The sequence below is a fragment of the Marinobacter sp. genome, assembly GCF_041984545.1.
Taxonomy (GTDB): Bacteria; Pseudomonadota; Gammaproteobacteria; order Pseudomonadales; family Oleiphilaceae; genus Marinobacter.
In genome coordinates this window covers 15,181-33,974 of record NZ_JBHIXV010000011.1, presented here as the reverse complement: position 1 = coordinate 33,974, position 18,794 = coordinate 15,181, and the positions used below count along the sequence as shown (strand labels likewise).

At 60.2% G+C, this 18,794-nt stretch carries 14 protein-coding genes; 7 read left to right on the top strand and 7 right to left on the bottom strand.

Features of this window, described 5'->3' with window-relative positions; all coding sequences use genetic code 11:
* The first annotated feature begins 29 nt into the window (after positions 1–29).
* On the top strand, positions 30–770 hold the full coding sequence (locus ACFC20_RS07260) for a nitroreductase family protein (RefSeq protein ID WP_375192414.1): 741 nt from the start codon (positions 30–32) through the stop codon (positions 768–770).
* Between the two features lie 7 nt (positions 771–777).
* Here the strand turns inward: ACFC20_RS07260 and ACFC20_RS07255 are convergent, their stop codons facing one another.
* The gene (locus tag ACFC20_RS07255; protein ID WP_375192413.1) at positions 778–1,743 is read right to left on the bottom strand and encodes a glucokinase; all 966 of its coding nucleotides are present in this window, start codon (positions 1,741–1,743) and stop codon (positions 778–780) included.
* Entirely contained in the window at positions 1,740–3,560 is a 1,821-nt protein-coding gene (gene edd / locus ACFC20_RS07250) for a phosphogluconate dehydratase (protein WP_375192412.1), read from the bottom strand. The genes ACFC20_RS07255 and edd overlap by 4 nt, the downstream gene beginning before the upstream one ends.
* A 169-nt stretch (positions 3,561–3,729) precedes the next feature.
* Between edd and gap the strand changes: the two genes are divergently transcribed.
* Positions 3,730–4,734 (top strand): type I glyceraldehyde-3-phosphate dehydrogenase, encoded by a 1,005-nt coding sequence (gene gap, locus ACFC20_RS07245; protein ID WP_375192411.1) that lies wholly within the window; start codon positions 3,730–3,732, stop codon positions 4,732–4,734.
* Positions 4,735–4,763: 29 nt separating this feature from the next.
* Entirely contained in the window at positions 4,764–6,212 is a 1,449-nt protein-coding gene (pyk, locus tag ACFC20_RS07240; protein WP_375192410.1) for a pyruvate kinase, read from the top strand.
* Between the two features lie 609 nt (positions 6,213–6,821).
* On the opposite strand, the gene ACFC20_RS07235 is transcribed toward pyk, so the two are convergent.
* From ACFC20_RS07235 to zwf, 3 genes are read right to left on the bottom strand one after another with little or no spacing between them, the layout of a single operon-like run.
* Positions 6,822–7,469, bottom strand: a complete 648-nt coding sequence (locus ACFC20_RS07235; RefSeq protein ID WP_375192409.1) for a bifunctional 4-hydroxy-2-oxoglutarate aldolase/2-dehydro-3-deoxy-phosphogluconate aldolase — start codon at positions 7,467–7,469, stop codon at positions 6,822–6,824.
* A 30-nt stretch (positions 7,470–7,499) separates the two neighbouring features.
* Positions 7,500–8,213 (bottom strand): 6-phosphogluconolactonase, encoded by a 714-nt coding sequence (gene pgl / locus ACFC20_RS07230; RefSeq protein WP_375192463.1) that lies wholly within the window; start codon positions 8,211–8,213, stop codon positions 7,500–7,502.
* Positions 8,206–9,681, bottom strand: a complete 1,476-nt coding sequence (zwf, locus tag ACFC20_RS07225) for a glucose-6-phosphate dehydrogenase (RefSeq protein WP_375192408.1) — start codon at positions 9,679–9,681, stop codon at positions 8,206–8,208. Before zwf ends, pgl begins: the two co-directional genes overlap by 8 nt.
* A 208-nt stretch (positions 9,682–9,889) precedes the next feature.
* On the opposite strand from zwf, the gene ACFC20_RS07220 reads away from it, so the two are divergent.
* The 4 genes from ACFC20_RS07220 (at position 9,890) to ACFC20_RS07205 (ending at position 16,233) form a co-directional block, all read left to right on the top strand.
* Complete coding sequence (locus ACFC20_RS07220) at positions 9,890–10,762, top strand: MurR/RpiR family transcriptional regulator (protein WP_375183500.1); 873 nt, start codon at positions 9,890–9,892, stop codon at positions 10,760–10,762.
* Between the two features lie 273 nt (positions 10,763–11,035).
* On the top strand, positions 11,036–12,364 hold the full coding sequence (locus ACFC20_RS07215) for a carbohydrate porin (RefSeq protein ID WP_375192407.1): 1,329 nt from the start codon (positions 11,036–11,038) through the stop codon (positions 12,362–12,364).
* Between the two features lie 215 nt (positions 12,365–12,579).
* Positions 12,580–15,732 (top strand): pullulanase-type alpha-1,6-glucosidase, encoded by a 3,153-nt coding sequence (pulA, locus tag ACFC20_RS07210; protein WP_375192406.1) that lies wholly within the window; start codon positions 12,580–12,582, stop codon positions 15,730–15,732.
* A 72-nt stretch (positions 15,733–15,804) separates the two neighbouring features.
* Positions 15,805–16,233 (top strand): hypothetical protein, encoded by a 429-nt coding sequence (locus ACFC20_RS07205; RefSeq protein ID WP_375192405.1) that lies wholly within the window; start codon positions 15,805–15,807, stop codon positions 16,231–16,233.
* Between the two features lie 49 nt (positions 16,234–16,282).
* Here the strand turns inward: ACFC20_RS07205 and ACFC20_RS07200 are convergent, their stop codons facing one another.
* Both ACFC20_RS07200 and ACFC20_RS07195 read right to left on the bottom strand, forming a co-directional pair.
* Positions 16,283–18,130, bottom strand: a complete 1,848-nt coding sequence (locus ACFC20_RS07200; RefSeq protein ID WP_375192404.1) for a SurA N-terminal domain-containing protein — start codon at positions 18,128–18,130, stop codon at positions 16,283–16,285.
* A 156-nt stretch (positions 18,131–18,286) separates the two neighbouring features.
* Positions 18,287–18,559, bottom strand: a complete 273-nt coding sequence (locus tag ACFC20_RS07195; protein WP_008174603.1) for an HU family DNA-binding protein — start codon at positions 18,557–18,559, stop codon at positions 18,287–18,289.
* Positions 18,560–18,794 lie beyond the last annotated feature (235 nt).

The window sequence follows — 18,794 nt, the reverse complement described above, 5'->3', positions numbered from 1 at the left end:
CACTCGTAACAAGTACCCGAGGACGCACCATGAACGCAAAAGCCGGCCCGACCAGCCTTCCGGAGATCGACGTTGAAGAATTCCGCAAAGTCGTCCGTTCGCGCCGATCCATCCGCCGGTTTACCGATGAGCCCATTCCCGGGCAGGTGCTAGAGGACTGCCTGGAGCTTGCGACATTGGCGCCCAACTCCAGCAACCTCCAGCCCTGGGCGTTTTACGTGGTGCAAACACCGGAGTTGAAGGCCAAGGTAGCCCACGCCTGTCTGGGCCAGAACGCCGCAAAATCCGCCCCGGTGCTGATTGTGGTAGTGGCACGGCCCGATTCCTGGCGCGACCACGCCCGCCAGGCTCTCGAAGACTGGCCTGAAGAGGCCATGCCACCTATCGTCGAGAAGTATTACCGCAAGGTCGCCCCGATTCATTACAACCAGGGCCCGCTGGGCGTACTGGGTCTGGCCAAGAAGGCGGCGGGCCTGGCTGTTGGACTCACTCGGCCGGTGCCGCGGGGCCCCTACTCACCCTGCGAGATGAAAATCTGGGCCACCAAGTCAACCGCCCTGGCGGCCCAGAATCTCATGCTGGCGTTGCGGGCTCACGGCTTCGATTCCTGCCCGATGGAGGGATTCGACGAATGCCGGGTGCGCAAACTGCTCAAATTGCCCGCCAAGAACCTGGTTACCATGGTGGTCGCCGCCGGTCGTCGTGCCGAAAATGGCGTGTACAACCGCCAGTACCGGTTTGATCAACGCCAACTGGTGCACTACCTGTAACAGGCACTCACACTTCGGGGTTGGCCAGCGCCTCGGCAGCCCCTAGCAGGCCTGTGTATGGCTCAGTGACCACATAAACGGGCGTGAATTCCAGCAACGGGCGCATTCGGCCCTTGTCCTCGAACCCGCTCTGGAACGGACTCTCCAGGAAGAAATCCAGGAATCTGGGCAGAATGCCCCCGCACAGGTAAACACCGCCGGTGCTACCCAGGGTCAGAACGCCATTTCCGGCCACCCGGCCGAGCAGCTCGCAGAAATGACGAAGCGTGTGGCGAGCCAACGCGTCAGTATTCTCTACCGCCGCGGCGGTGATCTTTTCCGGTGCATCCAGAGGCGCTGCCACACCCTGGATCTCCGCGTGGGCCTGATAGAGGTTCAACAGACCCTGGCCGCACAGGATCCGCTCCACCGACACCCGTCCGAACCTGGCCTTGAGAATTCTCAGCACCGCCATTTCGGTGTCGTCGGTGGGTGCAAAATCCACATGACCGCCTTCGGTCATCAGGGGCACCCAGCCGTTCTTGATCGGTACCAACCCTGAGACGCCGAGGCCCGTGCCGGGACCAATCACCAGCCTGGGCCGGTGTCCGTCGCCCGGGCCACCACACACATGGACCAGGCGGTCCTCTGCCACATGGGGAACACCCAGGGCCATGGCGGTGAAATCGTTGATCACCTTGAACGCAGACCAGCCGAACTGTGCGCGCACCTCTTCGGTATCAAATCGCCAGTGGTTGTTGGTCATGCGCACCTGGGTACCACGGACCGGCGAGGCCACCGCCAGGCAGGCCTCACCCACCTCGGTAACGCCAACCCGGGCGAGATAATCCCGAACAGCGTCGTCCAGATTGTCGTAATCGCCACAGGGCAGAATCTCGATGGCCTGCGGCTGCACGCTGCCCTGCTCTACCAGGGCCAGCCGGGCGTTGGTACCGCCGATGTCGCCCACCAGCGAGTAATGAGTTGTGGTCATGCGTCGTGATTCCAGAAAAAGCTGGCACCTTCCTCGGGGTTGCTGGCGGCACGGCGCATCCAGCCGAACAGCTCCCGACCGTAACCGTGATGATACCCGTTCAGATCGGCTTTTTCCGACTCGCGGCTGGCAAATTCCTGCTCATCCACCTGCACCGATAGTTCACCGGACCCGGCATCCAGACGCACCAGGTCACCGTTGCGAACCCGGGCTAGCGGGCCGCCATCGAGCGCTTCCGGATAGACGTGGATGGCAGCCGGCACCTTGCCGGAGGCCCCGGACATTCGACCGTCGGTTACCAGCCCCACCTTGAAGCCGCGATCCTGCAGCACACCAAGATAAGGCGTGAGCTTGTGCAGCTCGGGCATGCCATTGCTCTTGGGCCCCTGGAAGCGCACGATCACGATACAGTCCCGGTCCAGATCCCCGGATTCAAAGGCCGCCTTGAGCTCGTTCTGGTCGTTGAATACCACCGCCGGCGCCTCAACGGTGCGATGCTCCGGAGCCACGGCAGAGACCTTGATCACACCGCGACCCAGATTGCCGTCCAGCACCCGCAGCCCACCGTCAGGCGCGAAAGGCTCGGCCACCGTACTCAATACATCCGGGCGCAGGCTTTTCTCGGGCGCCGGCTTCCAGACCAGCCGGTCGCCCTCCAGCTCCGGCATTTCGGTGTAGCGTTCCAGCCCGTAACCGGCCACGGTATTCACATCGTTGTGCAGGAAGCCGCCATTGAGCAGTTCCCGGATCAGGAAGGGCGTGCCGCCGGCCTCATGGAATGCATTCACATCTTCCTGACCGTTGGGGTAGATGCGGGTCATCGAGGGCACCACGGAAGACAGCTCGGCGTAGTCATTCCAGTCGATAATAATGCCGGCCGCCCGGGCGATCGCGATCCAGTGAATGGTGTGGTTGGTGGAACCACCGGTCACCAGCAGCGCCACCAGGGCGTTAACAATGCTCTTCTCATCCACCATGTCCCCCAGACCCAGCTCGCCGCCGTGGGGCTTGGAGAGCTTGATGACCTGCTCGGTGGCTGCCTGGGTCAGCTTGTCACGCAGCGGGGTGCCGGGGTTCACAAATGCCGCACCCGGCAGATGGAGGCCCATCACCTCCACGAGCAGCTGGTTACTGTTCGCGGTGCCATAGAAGGTGCAGGTGCCCGGGCTGTGGTAGGACTTGCTCTCGGCCTCCAGCAGCTCCTCCTTGCCCACCTTGCCCTCGGCGTACAGCTGGCGAATCCGCTGCTTTTCCTTGTTCGGCAGGCCCGATGGCATGGGCCCTGCCGGCACCAGGATCGTAGGCAGGTAGCCGAAGCTCAGGGAACCAATCAGCAGGCCGGGAACGATCTTGTCACAGATGCCCAGCAGCAGCGTGGCATCAAACATGTTGTGGCTGAGTGCCACGGCAGTGCTCATGGCAATGGTGTCCCTGGAAAACAGCGACAGCTCCATGCCGGGCTGGCCCTGAGTGACACCGTCGCACATGGCCGGCGTACCGCCCGCCACCTGCGCCACCGACCCCATACCCCGGGCCGCTTCGCGAATCTGATCCGGGAACTTTTCATAGGGCTGGTGGGCCGAAAGCATATCGTTGTATGCGGTCACGATGGCCACATTGGCCTTGTTCATAAACTTCAGGGCGTCTTTGTCGCCCTGGTTACAGGCCGCAAAGCCATGGGCCAGATTGCCGCAGGACAGCGAGCTGCGATGGGGAGACTGGGCCTTCAGGGCATTCATCCGGTTCAGGTAGTCCTGCCGGGTGGAGCGACTACGCTCGATAATTCGCTGGGTAACCTTGTCAACGGTCGGGTGCATGGTGGGCTCCATTGCGTACATTATTAGAGTGATCGCTTTTAGACGTAATTTTACCTCCTTTTTTTGGTATTTCCACCGTTATATCGTTCATTTCTTCTTTTTTTGTTGTTATATTTACTACATTGCACAGACATATCGAACAAAAAACAACCAAACAAGGAGTCGAACGATGACTATCCGTATCGCAATTAACGGTTTTGGCCGTATCGGCCGCAATGTGCTCCGGGCGTTGTATGAAAATAACTACCGGAACCAGCTTCAAGTCGTGGCCATCAACGACCTGGGCGATGCCGAAACCAACGCTCACCTGCTCAAGTATGACAGTGTTCACGGCCGATTTGATGCCGACGTCAGCCACGACGCCGAATCCCTGACCGTTAACGGTGACCGCATTGCCATAACCGCCCTGCGCAATCCCGAGGAACTGCCCTGGAAAGACCACAAGGTGGATGTGGTGTTCGAATGCACCGGCCTGTTCACCAAGCGCGACAAGGCCGCAGCGCACCTGACCGCCGGCGCCCACAAGGTGATCATTTCGGCACCAAGCCCGGATGCCGATGCCATGGTGGTTTATGGCGTAAACCACGACACCCTGACCGCTGACCATCAGATCATCTCCAACGCCTCCTGTACCACCAACTGCCTGGCACCGGTAGTGGAAGCGCTGCATAACGCGATCGGCATCGAAAGCGGCCTGATGACCACCATCCACTCCTACACCAACGACCAGAAGCTCAGCGACGTTTACCACTCCGACCTCTATCGCGCCCGTTCCGCCACCCAGTCGATGATCCCCACCAAGACCGGCGCTGCTGCTGCCATTGGCAAGGTGATTCCGGAGCTGAACGGCAAGCTTGATGGCCTGGCCGTCCGGGTACCCACCATCAATGTGTCCCTGGTGGATTTCGGTTTTATTGCCAAGCGCGACACCACCGTGGAGGAGGTGAACCAGGCGGTGAAAGCGGCGGCCGAAGGCAACCCGGTTCTGGGCTACAATATCGAAAAGCTGGTCAGCGTGGATTTCAACCACAACGCGCTTTCAAGCGTATTCGATGCCAATCACACCCGCGTTCTGGGCCGTCACGTAAAGGTCATGGCCTGGTACGACAATGAGTGGGGCTTCTCGAACCGCATGCTGGACAACGCCATCGCCCTGATCCAGGCCGGTCAGTGATCATTTTGAAGAACCAAAGGACAACAACCATGCTCAGGCGTACCAAAATTGTCGCCACCCTCGGCCCCGCTACCGACTCGCCAGAGTCCCTGGCCGCCATCATCGGCGCGGGCGTTGATGTTACCCGGCTGAATTTTTCCCACGGCAGCGCGGAGGAGCACATTGGCCGCGCCCAACGGGTACGGGAGGCTGCAGCCGCCCAGGGCCGCTTTGTTGCCCTGCTGGCCGACCTTCAGGGCCCGAAGCTGCGGATCGCCCGCTTCGCCGACAACAAGGTCACCCTCAATGCCGGCCAGACCTTCGTGCTGGATGCCGCGATGGACAAGGAAGCCGGCACCCAAGAGCGTGTCGGCATCGACTACGAGCAGTTGATTGACGACGTCAAACCCGGCGACATTCTGGTACTGGACGACGGCCGCATTGAAATGGAAGTGCAGTCGGTAGACGACCACAGCATCACCTCCACCGTGCTGATCGGCGGCCCCCTGTCCAACAACAAGGGCCTGAACAAGCGCGGGGGCGGTCTTTCCGCCGAGGCGCTGACTGAAAAGGACAAACAGGACATCGTGACCGCCGCCAAACTGGGCGCGGACTACGTGGCCGTGTCTTTCGTTCGCACCGCCGAGGACATGCACATCGCCCGACGCCTGTTGAGGGATGCCGGCTCCAACGCGGGCCTCGTGGCCAAGATCGAGCGGGCCGAACTGGCTCACGACGTGGAAGCTCTCGATGCCGTGATCGAAGCCTCCGACGCGGTCATGGTGGCTCGCGGTGACCTGGCGGTGGAAATCGGCGACGCCGAGCTGGTGGGCGTGCAGAAGCACATCATCTCCCGGGCCCGGGTACTCAATCGGGCGGTGATCACGGCTACCCAGATGATGGAATCCATGATCACCAGCCCCATGCCCACCCGTGCCGAGGTGTCGGACGTGGCCAACGCGGTGATGGATTACACGGACGCGGTGATGCTCTCTGCCGAAACTGCCGTGGGCGATTACCCGAAAGAGGCGGTGGAGGCCATGGTGCGCATCTGCCTGGGCGCGGAGAAACACCCGTCCATGCACCAGTCCAAGCACCGCATTCACGAGAGCATGGAAGCCGTGGACGAGGCGATTGCCCTGTCAGCCATGTACGCGGCCAACCACCTGGAAGGTGTCTCCGCGATCATCTGTATGACCGAAACCGGCGCCACGCCCCGGTTGATGTCCCGCATCAAGTCCAGCCTGCCGATCTTCGCCTTCTCCCGGCACCACACCACACAGCACCGGGTAGCTCTGTTCCGGGGCGTGCAGACGGTGCCGTTCGATTCCGCGAAGATTCCCAATGAGCGGACCAACTCACTGGCGGTCTCGGAGTTGGTGAGCCGTGGTGCGGTGAAGGATGGCGATCTGGTGGTGATCACCAAGGGCGATTATGTGAATGCCCAGGGTGGGACCAATACCATGAAGATTGTTCGCGTTGGGTCGGATATTCGCTGATTCTTTTTTTGTTAGCCCGCTGCCTGTCGTGCATGGCCGTGTAGCCTGAGGCTATGTGCAGGGCGGCAGTGGGGTTCCCCTTTCCAAAAAACGCTACGAGCACCCCTGCGGGGTCCAGCCAGCAATCACAGATTGCTGTCGTTCGCCTGTCGCATGAAGCTTCGCTTCATAAACGCTCCGTCTCACCCATGTGCGCTTGGCTGTGGCCATCCTTGGCCACAGACATTTTTGGAAAGGGGAACCCCACTCCCTCCTTCAAGATCTTTCAGTTATTCCGATGTGACAGCTTTTCGAATGCCAGAGATGGAATGGAGCAACCGGATTCGTTACCCCAAACACTTAAACAACACATTCAGGCCTGGAAAAAGGGCCGTCAGTTCATGATTAAGGGCTTCAGGTCTAACCAAACGACAGCGTGACGACATCTCAACGCGAACTGGCGATATCGTGAGATTTAACAAGCCCTTTGGGGCGCGGCTTCCGGGAATGTCGCTGGCCAGGGATGGCCAGCGCCAAGCGCACAGGGATGTGCTCGTAGCGTTTCCCGGAAGCCGTGCCCCAAAGGGCGAAAACTCCCAGAAATCAGGCTACACGGACAATCAACCGAAGTCAGAGATCAGCAAGACTGCCGCGGGCGATCTCGGCAATCTGGGCCCAGTCTTTGGCGGCTACCACCTCAGGTGGCGTCAGCCAGGTGCCGCCGACGGCCTGCACGTTGCTCAAGGCCAGGTAGTCTGCGGCGGTGTTGCGGCGGATGCCGCCGGTTGGGCAGAAGGTGACGTCCGGGAAGGGGCCGTTGAAGGCCTTGAGGGCCGGGATGCCGCCAGCAACTTCGGCCGGGAAGAACTTGAATTCCCGGTAGCCCAGATTATAGCCCACCATCATCTCGGAAATGGTGGCAATGCCCGGCAGCAGCGGCGCCTCGGAGGTCACGCCGAACTGGAGGATGGACTCGGTGACGCCCGGGGTGATCACAAACTGGGCGCCGGCCGCTTCCACCTGGCGGTACTGGGCAATGCTGGTAACCGTTCCGGCACCTACCCAGGCTTCGGGAATGGCTTCGCGAACCTTTTCGATGGCCTTTACGCCGTGTTCGGTGCGCAGGGTGATTTCCAGAACGTTGATGCCGCCATCTACGAGGGCGCGACACAGGGGAACGGCGTCTGCAAGATCGTGAATAGCAATCACCGGCACCAGGGGGGAAGCATTCAGTACTGCCCTGACGCGCTCGCGATGGAAGTCGGATAACTGGTTCATGGTTTTCTCCGTAGCAAAAGTCGGGCGAATTCAGGGGCTCCAGAACACCTGCAGGCCGGGCTTGAGGAACGCGCGGATCGGCATCTCCAGAACCTGGTCCGGATCGGAAAGTGCCTTATCCAGGGTATGCAGCTTGTCCTCGCCCTTCAGGTGCAGGGCTGTGAAACGGGCATCGCGCAGCGGTGGCCAGGTCAGAGTGATGCGCTTCTGGGGCTGCGATGCCGGTGTTGTTGCCGCCACGATGTCCTGGCATTGGGGGCTCATAGCCGCCTCGAGCTCCGGCGCATCCGGGAACAGCGAGGCCGTGTGGCCATCATTGCCCATACCGAGAATCAGCACATCAATAGGCAGCCCTAAGTCCGCCAGCTCCGCCCTCACCCGATCAAGACCCTCGGCCGGTGTCGCCCCCGGCTGCTTGAGCGACAGAAATCGGGCTGCCGCGGCATTGTTCTGCAACAGGTGTTCCCGCACGAGACGGGTATTGCTGGCATCGCTGGCTTCATCAACCCAGCGTTCGTCCGCCAGCAGCACGTCCACCCGGCTCCAGTCCAGTGCCTTGCCGGAGAGCGCCTGAAAGAACGGCAGGGGCGTCGAGCCCCCCGAAACCACCAGGCTCGCCCTCGGCGCCTCCTTCAGACGGGCATCGAGGAAACCGGCAACCGCGTCGGCCAGCGCCAGGGCGACGTCATTGGCGGTCTCGCCGGAGCGGTCGGCAACGCCGTCAGGCAATCGCAGGTCAGACATCTTCATACCAGCTCCTTCCATCCCGGGTAATCATGGCGATGGAGGCAACCGGGCCCCAGGTGCCGGCGGCGTAGCGCTTGGGGGGCTCGCCGCCGTCTTTCCAGTTCTGGATGACCTGGTCGACCCAGCGCCAGGCATATTCCACCTCATCCCGGCGCACAAACAGGTACTGGTTGCCTTTCATTACCTCCCACAGCAGACGCTCGTAGGCGTCGGGTATGCGGTCGGTGGCAAACGTCTCGGAAAACGTCAGCTCCAGCGGGCCCTGCCGCAGGCGCATGCCCTTGTCCAGGCCCTGGTCCTTGGTCAGGATTTTCAGGGCCATGCCTTCATCCGGCTGCAGGCGGATGATCAGCTTGTTATTGGCCAGATGCTTCTGGTCCGGATCAAAGATGTAGTGGGGCGCCGGCTTGAAGTGAATAATGATCTGCGACAGCTTCTCGGGCAGACGCTTGCCGGTCCGGATGTAGAACGGGACCCCGGACCAGCGCCAGTTGTCGATTTCCGCCTTCAGGGCCACAAAGGTTTCGGTGGCACTGCCCTTGTTGGCGCCCTCTTCTTCCAGATAGCCGGGCACCGGCTTGCCGTTGCTGGTGCCGGCGGTGTACTGGCCGCGCACCACGTAGCTGTCCATCATGTCCGGCGTGATTCGCTTGAGGGCCTTGAGCACCTTCACCTTCTCATCCCGAATGCTGTCGGCGGACAGGTCCGACGGCGGGTCCATCGCAATCAGGCACAGCAGTTGCAACAGGTGGTTCTGAATCATGTCGCGAATCTGGCCGGCTTTGTCGAAATAGCCCCAGCGGCCCTCGATGCCAACGCTCTCGGCCACCGTGATCTCCACGTGGGAGATGTGGTTCTGGTCCCACTGGGAGGCAAACAGGTTATTGGCAAAGCGCAGGGCAATCAGGTTCTGGACGGTTTCCTTACCAAGGTAGTGATCGATCCGGAACAGCTGGTTCTCGTTGTAGACTTCGCCCAGCTCGTCATTGATCACCTTCGAGGATTCGAGGTCGTGGCCGATGGGCTTTTCCACCACCACCCGAGTCTGTTCGGTACAGCAACTGGCCGCTCGCAGGTTACGGGCAATCACCCCGTACATGGAGGGGGGCGTGGCCATGTAGACGATCAGTTCGTTGTTGGCGTCGTCCCGCCACTCGTTCAGCACACCGAACTTGTCCGGGTCGTTGAAGTCGAGGATCTGATAATCGACCCGGGACAGAAAGGCGTCTGCCACCTGCTTGTCGAACTCCTCCGGCTTCACGTACTGTTTGAGCTTCTCCAGAAGCTGCTTGCGCACAGCGGCAGTGTCGGCGTCGGTACGGGCGATGGCCAGGATTCGGCTGCCGTCGGCCAGCAGTTTGGCGCGCTCAAGCTGGTACAGGGCGGGAAACAGTTTACGCTGGGCCAAATCGCCCAGGGCTCCGAATAGCATCAGGTCACAACGGGTATTGATCTTGTTGACCATTGGTTCCTTCTCTCTGGTGGGCAAGCCCTCGAACGTGCCGAGGACCGGACTGATGTAGTAATTTTAAACAAATAATGACATCCAAAAATCAATATTCCAAGAAAAAACTCCTCTTAATGATACTTTTACTACCCCAAAACCGGCAAAAAAGCGGTATAATCAGCGCGTTTTACAACAATGACCGCCCAAGATTCAGGGAGTAGCATTAATGGCCGCGAACCAGGCGCACCGTGACGACAACCTGCTTGAGGACATCCAGTCCCGGCTGGACAGTCTCAACAAATCCGAACGGAAAGTGGCCGAGGCGATTCTTCGGGACCCAACCGCGGCTACCCGATACAGCATAGCCGCCCTGGCCCGGGCCGCGGACGTCAGCGAACCGACCGTCAACCGCTTTTGCCGGGGCTTCTCGGCGACCGGCTTCCCGGATTTCAAGATTCGTCTGGCCCAGAGTATTGCCACCGGCACGCCCTACATCGGTCAGAACGTAGAGCCGGATGACACCGTTGCCGAATTCGCCGACAAGATCATGCTCAGCACCATTGCCAGCCTCGACAAAGCGCGCCAGGCGCTGGACCCCAAGGCCCTGGCGACTGCCATTGACTACCTGATCCAGGCCAAGCAGATCAATTTCTTTGGCATGGGTGGTTCGGCCTCCGTGGCCCTCGACGCGCAGCACAAGTTCTTCCGCTTCAATATCCCGGTGATGTCCTATGACGACGCCCTGATGCAGCGGATGGTGGCAGCAGGCTCCAACGTTGGCGACGTGATCGTGCTTATCTCCTACACCGGGCGTACGCGCGAAACCGTCGATATTGCCCAGCTTGCCCGCGCCAATGGCGCCACGGTCATCGGCATCACCAACCCGGACTCGCCCCTGGCGGAGATCTGTACCGTTGTACTCGGCGTCACCGCTCCGGAGGACACCGAGGTGTACATGCCGATGTCGTCGCGCATCATTCATCTGACCGTCATCGACATACTAGCCACCGGAGTCACCCTCAAGCGGGGCGCGGATTTTCTCGGGCACCTGAAAAAAATCAAGGAAAGCCTCAAACCGACCCGATTCCCCAATAGCTGAACCAGCGGGAAAACGATAGCAGAGCGATCTACCCCGGGGACTCCTCCTCCTACGCCCCTCCTCCCCCTGAAAACTCACCCGCCAAAATTTTCAGGGCGGAGGATGTACGAACCCCTACGTTACAACACTATGAAATCCGGTTTCCCAATGTCTGATTGGCAGAAGCTGCTATCGCGGGAACCGGAAGCCTGATCCGGCAGTCGCTGAACCCCGTTCAGTGATCGGAGATCCCGCTTCCCTGGCATTAAAAATCACAAGAAGCACAGGACACAGATGATGCAAAACAATAAGCGCTTTACCCTGAACAAGCTTCCACTGGCCGCAGCCGTCACTGCCGCCGTGCTGGCAACCCCGACACTGGCCGTGGACTTTCACGGTTACGCACGGGCCGGCGTATCCACCAACATTGGCAGCGGTGGTGAGCAGACCTGTTTCGGCAGTGGCGCCACCGGCCACTACGTGGGACGGCTGGCCGATGAGTGCGACACCTACGCCGAACTTGCCCTGGGTGATGAACTGTTCAGCCAGGACGGCAAGACCTTCCGCTTCGATTCCATGCTCGCCTACAGTGCCAATCGCCAGGGCAACAACTACCAGGCCCTGAACGGCTTCAACAATATCAACAACGTGGATTTCACCAACCAGGAAACCACTGCCAACGGCTCTGACCCCTACGGCGGTGGCGACATCGCGTTGCGCCAGCTGTATGTATCTGCCAACAACGTGATTGAATCACTGCCGGGTGCCACGCTCTGGGCAGGCAAGCGATTCTATAAGCGGAAAGACATCCACCAGCTCGACCTCTTTTATGTCAGCAATGCCGGCTACGGCGCAGGCATCGAGAACATCACTGCCGGCTCCGGTCAGCTGTCCCTGGCCTACACCAACTCAGACACCAGTGACGGTGAAGACTTTGTGCAGAACAACAAGGTCGATGTCCGCTACTCCTTTCCCCTGGCAGGCGGCAACAACCTTGAGCTGATCGGCATCTACGCCATGGCGGATCTGACCGACGCCCAGGAAGCAGCAGGCATTGAGGATGAGAACGGCTATTTCTTCACTGCAGAGCTTTCCTCAGGCGTTATGGGTGGCTTTAACAAGTTTGCCGTTCAGTACGGTGCCGATTCCATGGGCTTCGCCCTGGCGGAGAATGCCAGTGGCGGCCGTGTCGACAATGGTAATGTGGCCGGTTATTTCGAATCCAGCTGGCGCGTGCTGAACCACGGTGTCATCAAACTGGGTAAAGGCTGGGATCTCGGCCACTCTGTGGTCTACGAGCAGGCGGAATCCCACGATCCATCTGCAAAGGACGGCGAGCGCCTGAGCATCGTTGCCCGACCGATCTATAACTGGTCGCCGGTGATGAGCACGGCCATCGAAGTCGGCTACAGCGATACCGACCGCCCCTGGTTCACTGAATCCCAGGACCTCGGCAAGTTTGCCATCGCCCAGCAATGGCAGGCCGGTCCTGGCTACTGGGCCCGCCCGGTTATTCGCGCCTATGCCGCCACTTTCTTCGGAGACGAAGCTGAGTCTGCTCGCGGCGGTGAAGGCATTGATGGCGATATCCAGATCGGTGCCCAGATCGAAGCCTGGTGGTAAGGCTCTAAACGCCACACTCTCGTTGGACCTCCTGGGCCGGCCTTTGCCGGCCCTTTTTTTCCATTCCTGCGCCATTTCTACTACCCCTCCGACCGCTGCGCCTACGCCCCGAAAAATTCCTCGCTGAAGGATGTCCTTGCGACCCCGTCGAGCAACCATGAAGTTGCCCGAAAAGGGCTCAAAGCCAACAAAAACAATGGAAAAGAGGATTTCCCATGCCTGAGCAACGATTGGTTGCAGGCGGCCTGATGCTGGCCTTATCGCTGGCATTGACTGGCTGCAACTCCGCAAGCGACGACCCGGTAACCGGCGGAGGCGGCCAGGCCGAGCCGCTGCTCGAACCCGGTGAGAATGAAGCCCTGCTTTACTACAAACGCACCGATGAGAACTACAGTGGCTGGGGCCTGCATCTGTGGAACACTCCCGCCGATGGCTGTGATGGACTGGCCGAGGGCGTTGCCACCGAATGGAGCACCCCGCGCCTCCCCGACGGCATCAACGACACCTACGGTGCCTATTACCGGATCCCCATGCGCGAGGCGGGCGAATGCCTGAACTTCATCATGCACAAAGGGGATGAGAAAGATCTGGGTGGCGTGGACCACCGCTGGCATTTCGGTGCCCTTGGCAACCGGATCTTCACACTGAGCGGCAGTCAGCTGCTCTCCCAAAGCCCGATTGAGGCCGAGGCCGTTACTATTGCCGGAGCCAGCGCCCACTGGCTGGACGAACGCACCCTGGTGGTCAAGAACGGCGACAACCTGGCTCGCCTAGAATTACGCCATGATGCCCAGGCCGACATCCGGGTAACACCGGAGGAAACCATGGCGGGAGGAGAGTCGATCGCCCTGTCCGCCACCACCCTGGCACCGGCACTGGCTGAAGCGTTTCCCCATCTGGCCGGTTGGCCCGCTTTCGAAGTTCAGGCCGCCACCGGCGACATCCGCTCGGCCCTGAAAGAGCAAATCATCGTGGCCGGGTATAACGGCAGCGATGAGCTGGTGATGGCGACTCGGGTGCAGATTCCAGGCGTACTGGATGATCTCTACGCCTATGAGGGCGAACTGGGCGCGGTGATTAACGGCACCGACGTCGATTTTGCCGTCTGGGCACCCACAGCCCAGAATGTCAGACTTCACGCCTTTGACGCCACCGGTACCCTGCTGCCCGGTTATCCGGCCGCCATGTCGGAGTCCGATGGGGTCTGGCGCTTCGCCGGCAACCTCGCCGAACTGAACGAGCAGTTCTACCAGTACGAGGTCACCGTCTATCACCCGCGGACGGACGCCATCGAAACCACGATGGTATCGGACCCCTATGCCCTGAGCCTCTCTACCAATGGTCAGTATGCCCAGGTGGTCGACCTGGACTCCGGCTACAAGCCGGCGGGCTGGGATTCGGTTGAGCCACCCACGGTAGAGGCGCCCGAGAACGTGGTTGTCTATGAAGTCCATATCCGTGACTTCAGCGCCACCGACGAAACCCAGGATCCTGCCGTACGCGGCAAGTACCGCGCCTTCGCGGCACCGTCCGACGGCAGTGTGGATGGCGTGGCACACCTGAAGTCCCTGGCGGATGCCGGAATCACTCACCTGCACCTGCTGCCGGCGTTCGACATGGCCACCGTCAATGAGGACCCGTCGGAAGTCGTCGATATCGACGATCCGTTCAGTCGCCTGTGTGACCTCTCGTCCGAGGCCGCCGACACCTACGCCTCGTACTGCAACAGTGGCCAACCCATACGCGACGTTCTGGCAAGCTTCGATCCGCTCACCGGCGATGCCCAGGCCCTCTATAGCACCTTCCGGAGCCTGGACAGCTTTAACTGGGGCTATGACCCGGTTCACTACACCGTCCCGGAAGGCAGCTATGCCTCTGATGCCAATGGCACGCAACGGATTCTGGAGTTCCGGGAGATGGTGCAGGCAGCCACCAACCTGGGCCTGAACGTGGTCATGGACGTGGTGTACAACCACACCAATGCCTCTGGCCTCGCCGCCAATTCGGTACTCGACAAGCTGGTGCCGGGCTACTACCACCGACAGAATCCGGAAACCGGCGCGGTGGAGCAGTCCACCTGCTGCGAGAACACCGCCAGCGAACACGCCATGATGGAGAAGCTGATGGTGGACTCGCTGGTGACCTGGGCCGACCAGTACAAGATTTCCGGTTTCCGTTTCGACCTCATGGGTCATCACATGCTGGCCAACATGGACAAGGCACTGACGGCAGTGCAGGCGGTCGATCCGGACACCTACTTCTACGGCGAGGCCTGGAACTTCGGCGAGGTGGCTAACAACGCCCGGGGTGTAAACGCCATCCAGCCCAATATGGCCGGCACCGGAATTGGCTCGTTCAATGATCGGCTGCGGGACGCTGTACGCGGCGGCGGGCCCTTCGACGGAGGCGATGCCATCCGTGCCAACCAGGGCTTCGGCAACGGCTTGTTCACCTTTCCCAATGATCGAAACAGCGGCAGCGCCGGGGAAAAAGCCCGTCTACTGCAGGTGAGCGACTGGATCCGCGTAGGCATTGCCGGAAGCCTGAAGGACTACAGCTTTGTTGCGGTCAACGACCAGCTCACCACGGGTGCTGAGATCGACTACAACGGGCAAAGCGCCGGCTACACCGCCGATCCCCAGGAAATCATCAACTACGTGTCCAAGCACGACAACCAGACCCTGTGGGACAACAACCAGTACAAGACCGACTATGCGGCAACCACCCAGCAGCGAGCGCAGATGCAGGTGGTCAGCCTGGCGGTGCCCATCCTGAGCCAAGGCATTCCGTTCCTGCACATGGGCTCGGAGCTGCTGCGTTCGAAGTCCATGGAACGCGACAGTTACGATTCCGGGGACTGGTACAACGAAGTGGATTTCAGCTACCAGACATCGGCCTGGAACCGCGGCCTGCCCCGCCAGGACAAGGATGGCGCCAACTGGGACCTGATCACTGAAGTCATCCAGTCGGCCGGAGCCAACGCCAATCCGACTCCGGCCGCCATTGCCTACACCGATGCCCAGATCAAGGAGCTCCTGGCGCTTCGCCGCAGCAGCCCCCTGTTCCGACTGCAAACGGCAAAGGACGTCCAGGACCGCCTCAGCTTCCTGAACACTGGCTCAGACCAGATTCCCGGCCTGATCGCATTCAGCCTGCTCGATGATGGCAGCGGCAACCTGGCAGAGCTGGATGCCGCCAACGATGAACTCGTTGTCGTGATCAATGCCAGCAACACCGAACAGACACTGGGCACCTCACTGGCCGGCCCGTTCCTCGTCGCCGCCGACACTTCTCCGGGCACCACCGCAAACGTTTCGGGAGGCGACTTCACGGTGCCTGCGCTGTCTGTCGCGGTCTTTGCCCGGTGATCTGGCCATTCATTGAGTAACACCCCGACATCGGCCATGCCGATGGCTCTAACAACAACCAAGGAGAACACCATGAACATGAAATTCACCACCCTGGCCCTTGCCTCTGTGCTCGCCATCTCTGGCTGCGCTTCTATGGGCGGCGGCAGGGACTACAGTGACTCTCTCTACCTCAGAGGCCAGTTTGCCTGGTGGGATGCCCTGCCAGAATACAAGGTCAAGAAGGTGGAAGCCGGCCTGTACCGGACGCAGGTAGAGCTGAAAGCCGACGGCCAGCCCTACGAATTCAAGTTTGGGGACGCCAACTGGAGCAGCGGCACCAATTGCGGCTACCTTTCCGAAAAGGAGGACGAGGTGGTGGAACTGAACCAACCGGTGAACGCCAACTGTTCGGCGGTGTTCGAGAACTTCCGATTCACGCCACCGGAAACGGCGGTGTACGGATTCTACTTTGACACCCGAGGTGAAGTACCCCAGGTGTATATCCAGAAGGCCGAATAACAAAAAGCCCGGGCATTCGCACCGGGCTTTTGTCGATCCTTCACTCAGCTCAGGGCCGCTCTATCTCGGCGCGGTTCCTGAGGTATTGCTGATAGGCCGCGTATTCACGCTGACCTTCGAGAGACGCCAGGAACTGCTGCAGCTGCTCCAGCTCGGTGCTGTCCTCGGCAACCTCGCCATCGGTGACCTGCTCAAGCGCAATGACCGACGCCGTAGTGTCAGAAACGGCCTTGGCGTAAGCGGTCTGGCCCTCGTTCGGGCGCGCCATCGAGAACACCTGCTGCATAACAGCCGGAGCTACGTCCGACGCATTGCGTGACAGCGATTCGTAGCGGGTCCACTCGCCCTCGCCTTCAAGCTTTCCGTCGGCCTCGAGATCGGCAATCAGGGCATCCGCCCGCTCGGCCAAAGCCTCCCGGGTCTTACGGGCCATCAGTGTACCCCGGATATCTTCGCGCACCTCGTCCAGGGGCAGTTGCTCGGCCGGATGGTACTCACGCACCCGCGCCACCACCGACACATTGTCGCCCACGTCAATCAGCTCGGTGTTGTAGCCGGCCTCCAGTACGTCTTCAGAGAACAGCTGGCGCACCAGACCGGCATGATCAAAGGGCGCCTGGCCGCCGTCGCGGGTAATACCGGTCGCCTCGCGTACCTCAAGGCCAAGCTCTTCAGCAGGCCCCGTCAGATCATCGGCGGCATACGCCGAGTCGGCGAGCTGTGAGCGAATCTCGGCAAACTTCTCCCGAGCCCGGTCACGGGCCAGCTCGCGACGCAGCTGGTCTTCCATTTCCGCCAGTGCCGGCACTTCTGACTGCCGGATGTCCTCCAGACGAATCAGATGGACACCGAACGAGCTGCGCACCGGCTCGGAGATTTCACCCTCTTCCAGGGCGAACAGGGCCTCCTCAAAGGCCTCATCGTAAATCCCGCGACCGGCATAGCCAAGATCGCCACCCTCTTCTGCGGATACAGTATCAATGGAGTATTCACGGGCCAGATCTTCGAAGGACTCGCCAGCTTCGAGGCGTTCCTGAATGGTCGCCATGGTCTCGTCCGCGTCACTGCCTTCTTCTATGAGGATGTGGGATGCGCGTCGCTCTTCACTGGCGAGGTCCGCCGCCCGTTCCTCGTAGTAGGCCCGGACTTCCTCGTCGGTGATGTCGATGGTTTCTGCCAGGGCACCAAGTGACTGGGTAATGTACGCCGCATCGACCCGCTCCGGTTGCTGGAACAGCCCGGAGTTCTCCTGGTAGAAGGTTTCGACTTCGTTGGCGGATACCTCAACACTGTCGGCAACCTCGGCCGCCGGAATGCCCAGCACCCGGAAGGTACGGGTCTGGTTCTGGATCTGCAGCAACTGCCGGGCGTTCTGATCGGCAACCACACCGCTCTGGGCGATGCCGGCCCGTATCTGATTGACCACATACTGCTTGCGCATGGCTTCACGGAACTCACCCACGCCCATGCCCATGTTGCGGACGGTAGCCAAAAACCGGTCCCGATTGAACTGACCGTCTACCTGGAACTGGGGCATCTGGGTAATCAGAGAATCGATATCCGCGTCGTTGAGCTCAAGGCCCTGGGCGTTGGCATCCTGGATCAGCACCTGTTGCTGAATCAGGGAATCCAGAACGTCCGCACGAATCTGGTCCTCGTTAAGCATCGACGGGTCCGGGGTTTCCATGCTGGACAGCCTGCGCTGGCTCTCCATCTGGACCAGTCGGAGGAATTCCCGCTCGGTAATGTCCTCTCCGTTTACCGTGGCCACTTCCGGCTCACCGGAGAAACCGCCAACAATGGCGTCCATTCCCCAGATAGAAAGCGACACGATGAGCAGGCCGATGATGATCTTGGCGATCGTGCCCTGGGCATTTTCCCGAATGTCTTGAAGCATGTGTCTCCCGAATCCCTGTTCAAGGTCGTTCAGTGTAATTCGTTTCAGCGCGCTGGCATGGACGGGCCTAACGTAAAAAGGCGCACCCTGTTCGGAATGCGCCTTGAATTCTTCTTGGGTGGCCCCCGTCAAGGGGAACCACCTGAGAAAGAACCGTTACTTAACGGCGTCTTTCAGGGCCTTGCCTGCCTTGAAGCCAGGCACTTTGGAGGCCGGAATCTTGATCTCGGCACCAGTCTGCGGGTTGCGACCGGTACGAGCGGCACGCTCTTTAACGGAGAAGGTACCGAAACCGATCAGAGTAACCTGATCGCCTTTCTTGAGGGCACCGGTGATGGAGTTGGTCATGGCATCCAGAGCACGGCCAGCGGCGGCTTTGGAGATATCTGCGGACTCTGCAATTGCATCGATAAGTTCGGACTTGTTCACACTAAACCCCTTCGATTTCAGGTTGAAGATGTTATAGGTTGGTTTGTTTTTTCTCGGACGTTCTCGACTATCGCATAAGCGGTCAGAGAATTCCATTCTTCAGTTTTCTTATTCCTTGCGGCTTTATACCGGTGATCGGAATAGGCACTAACTGCGCGGGAGCCCTTGGTATTGGCTGCTTCACGGCGAAACAGTTATACCAATGGGCTCTCTGGCATGTCAACAACTCATCAAG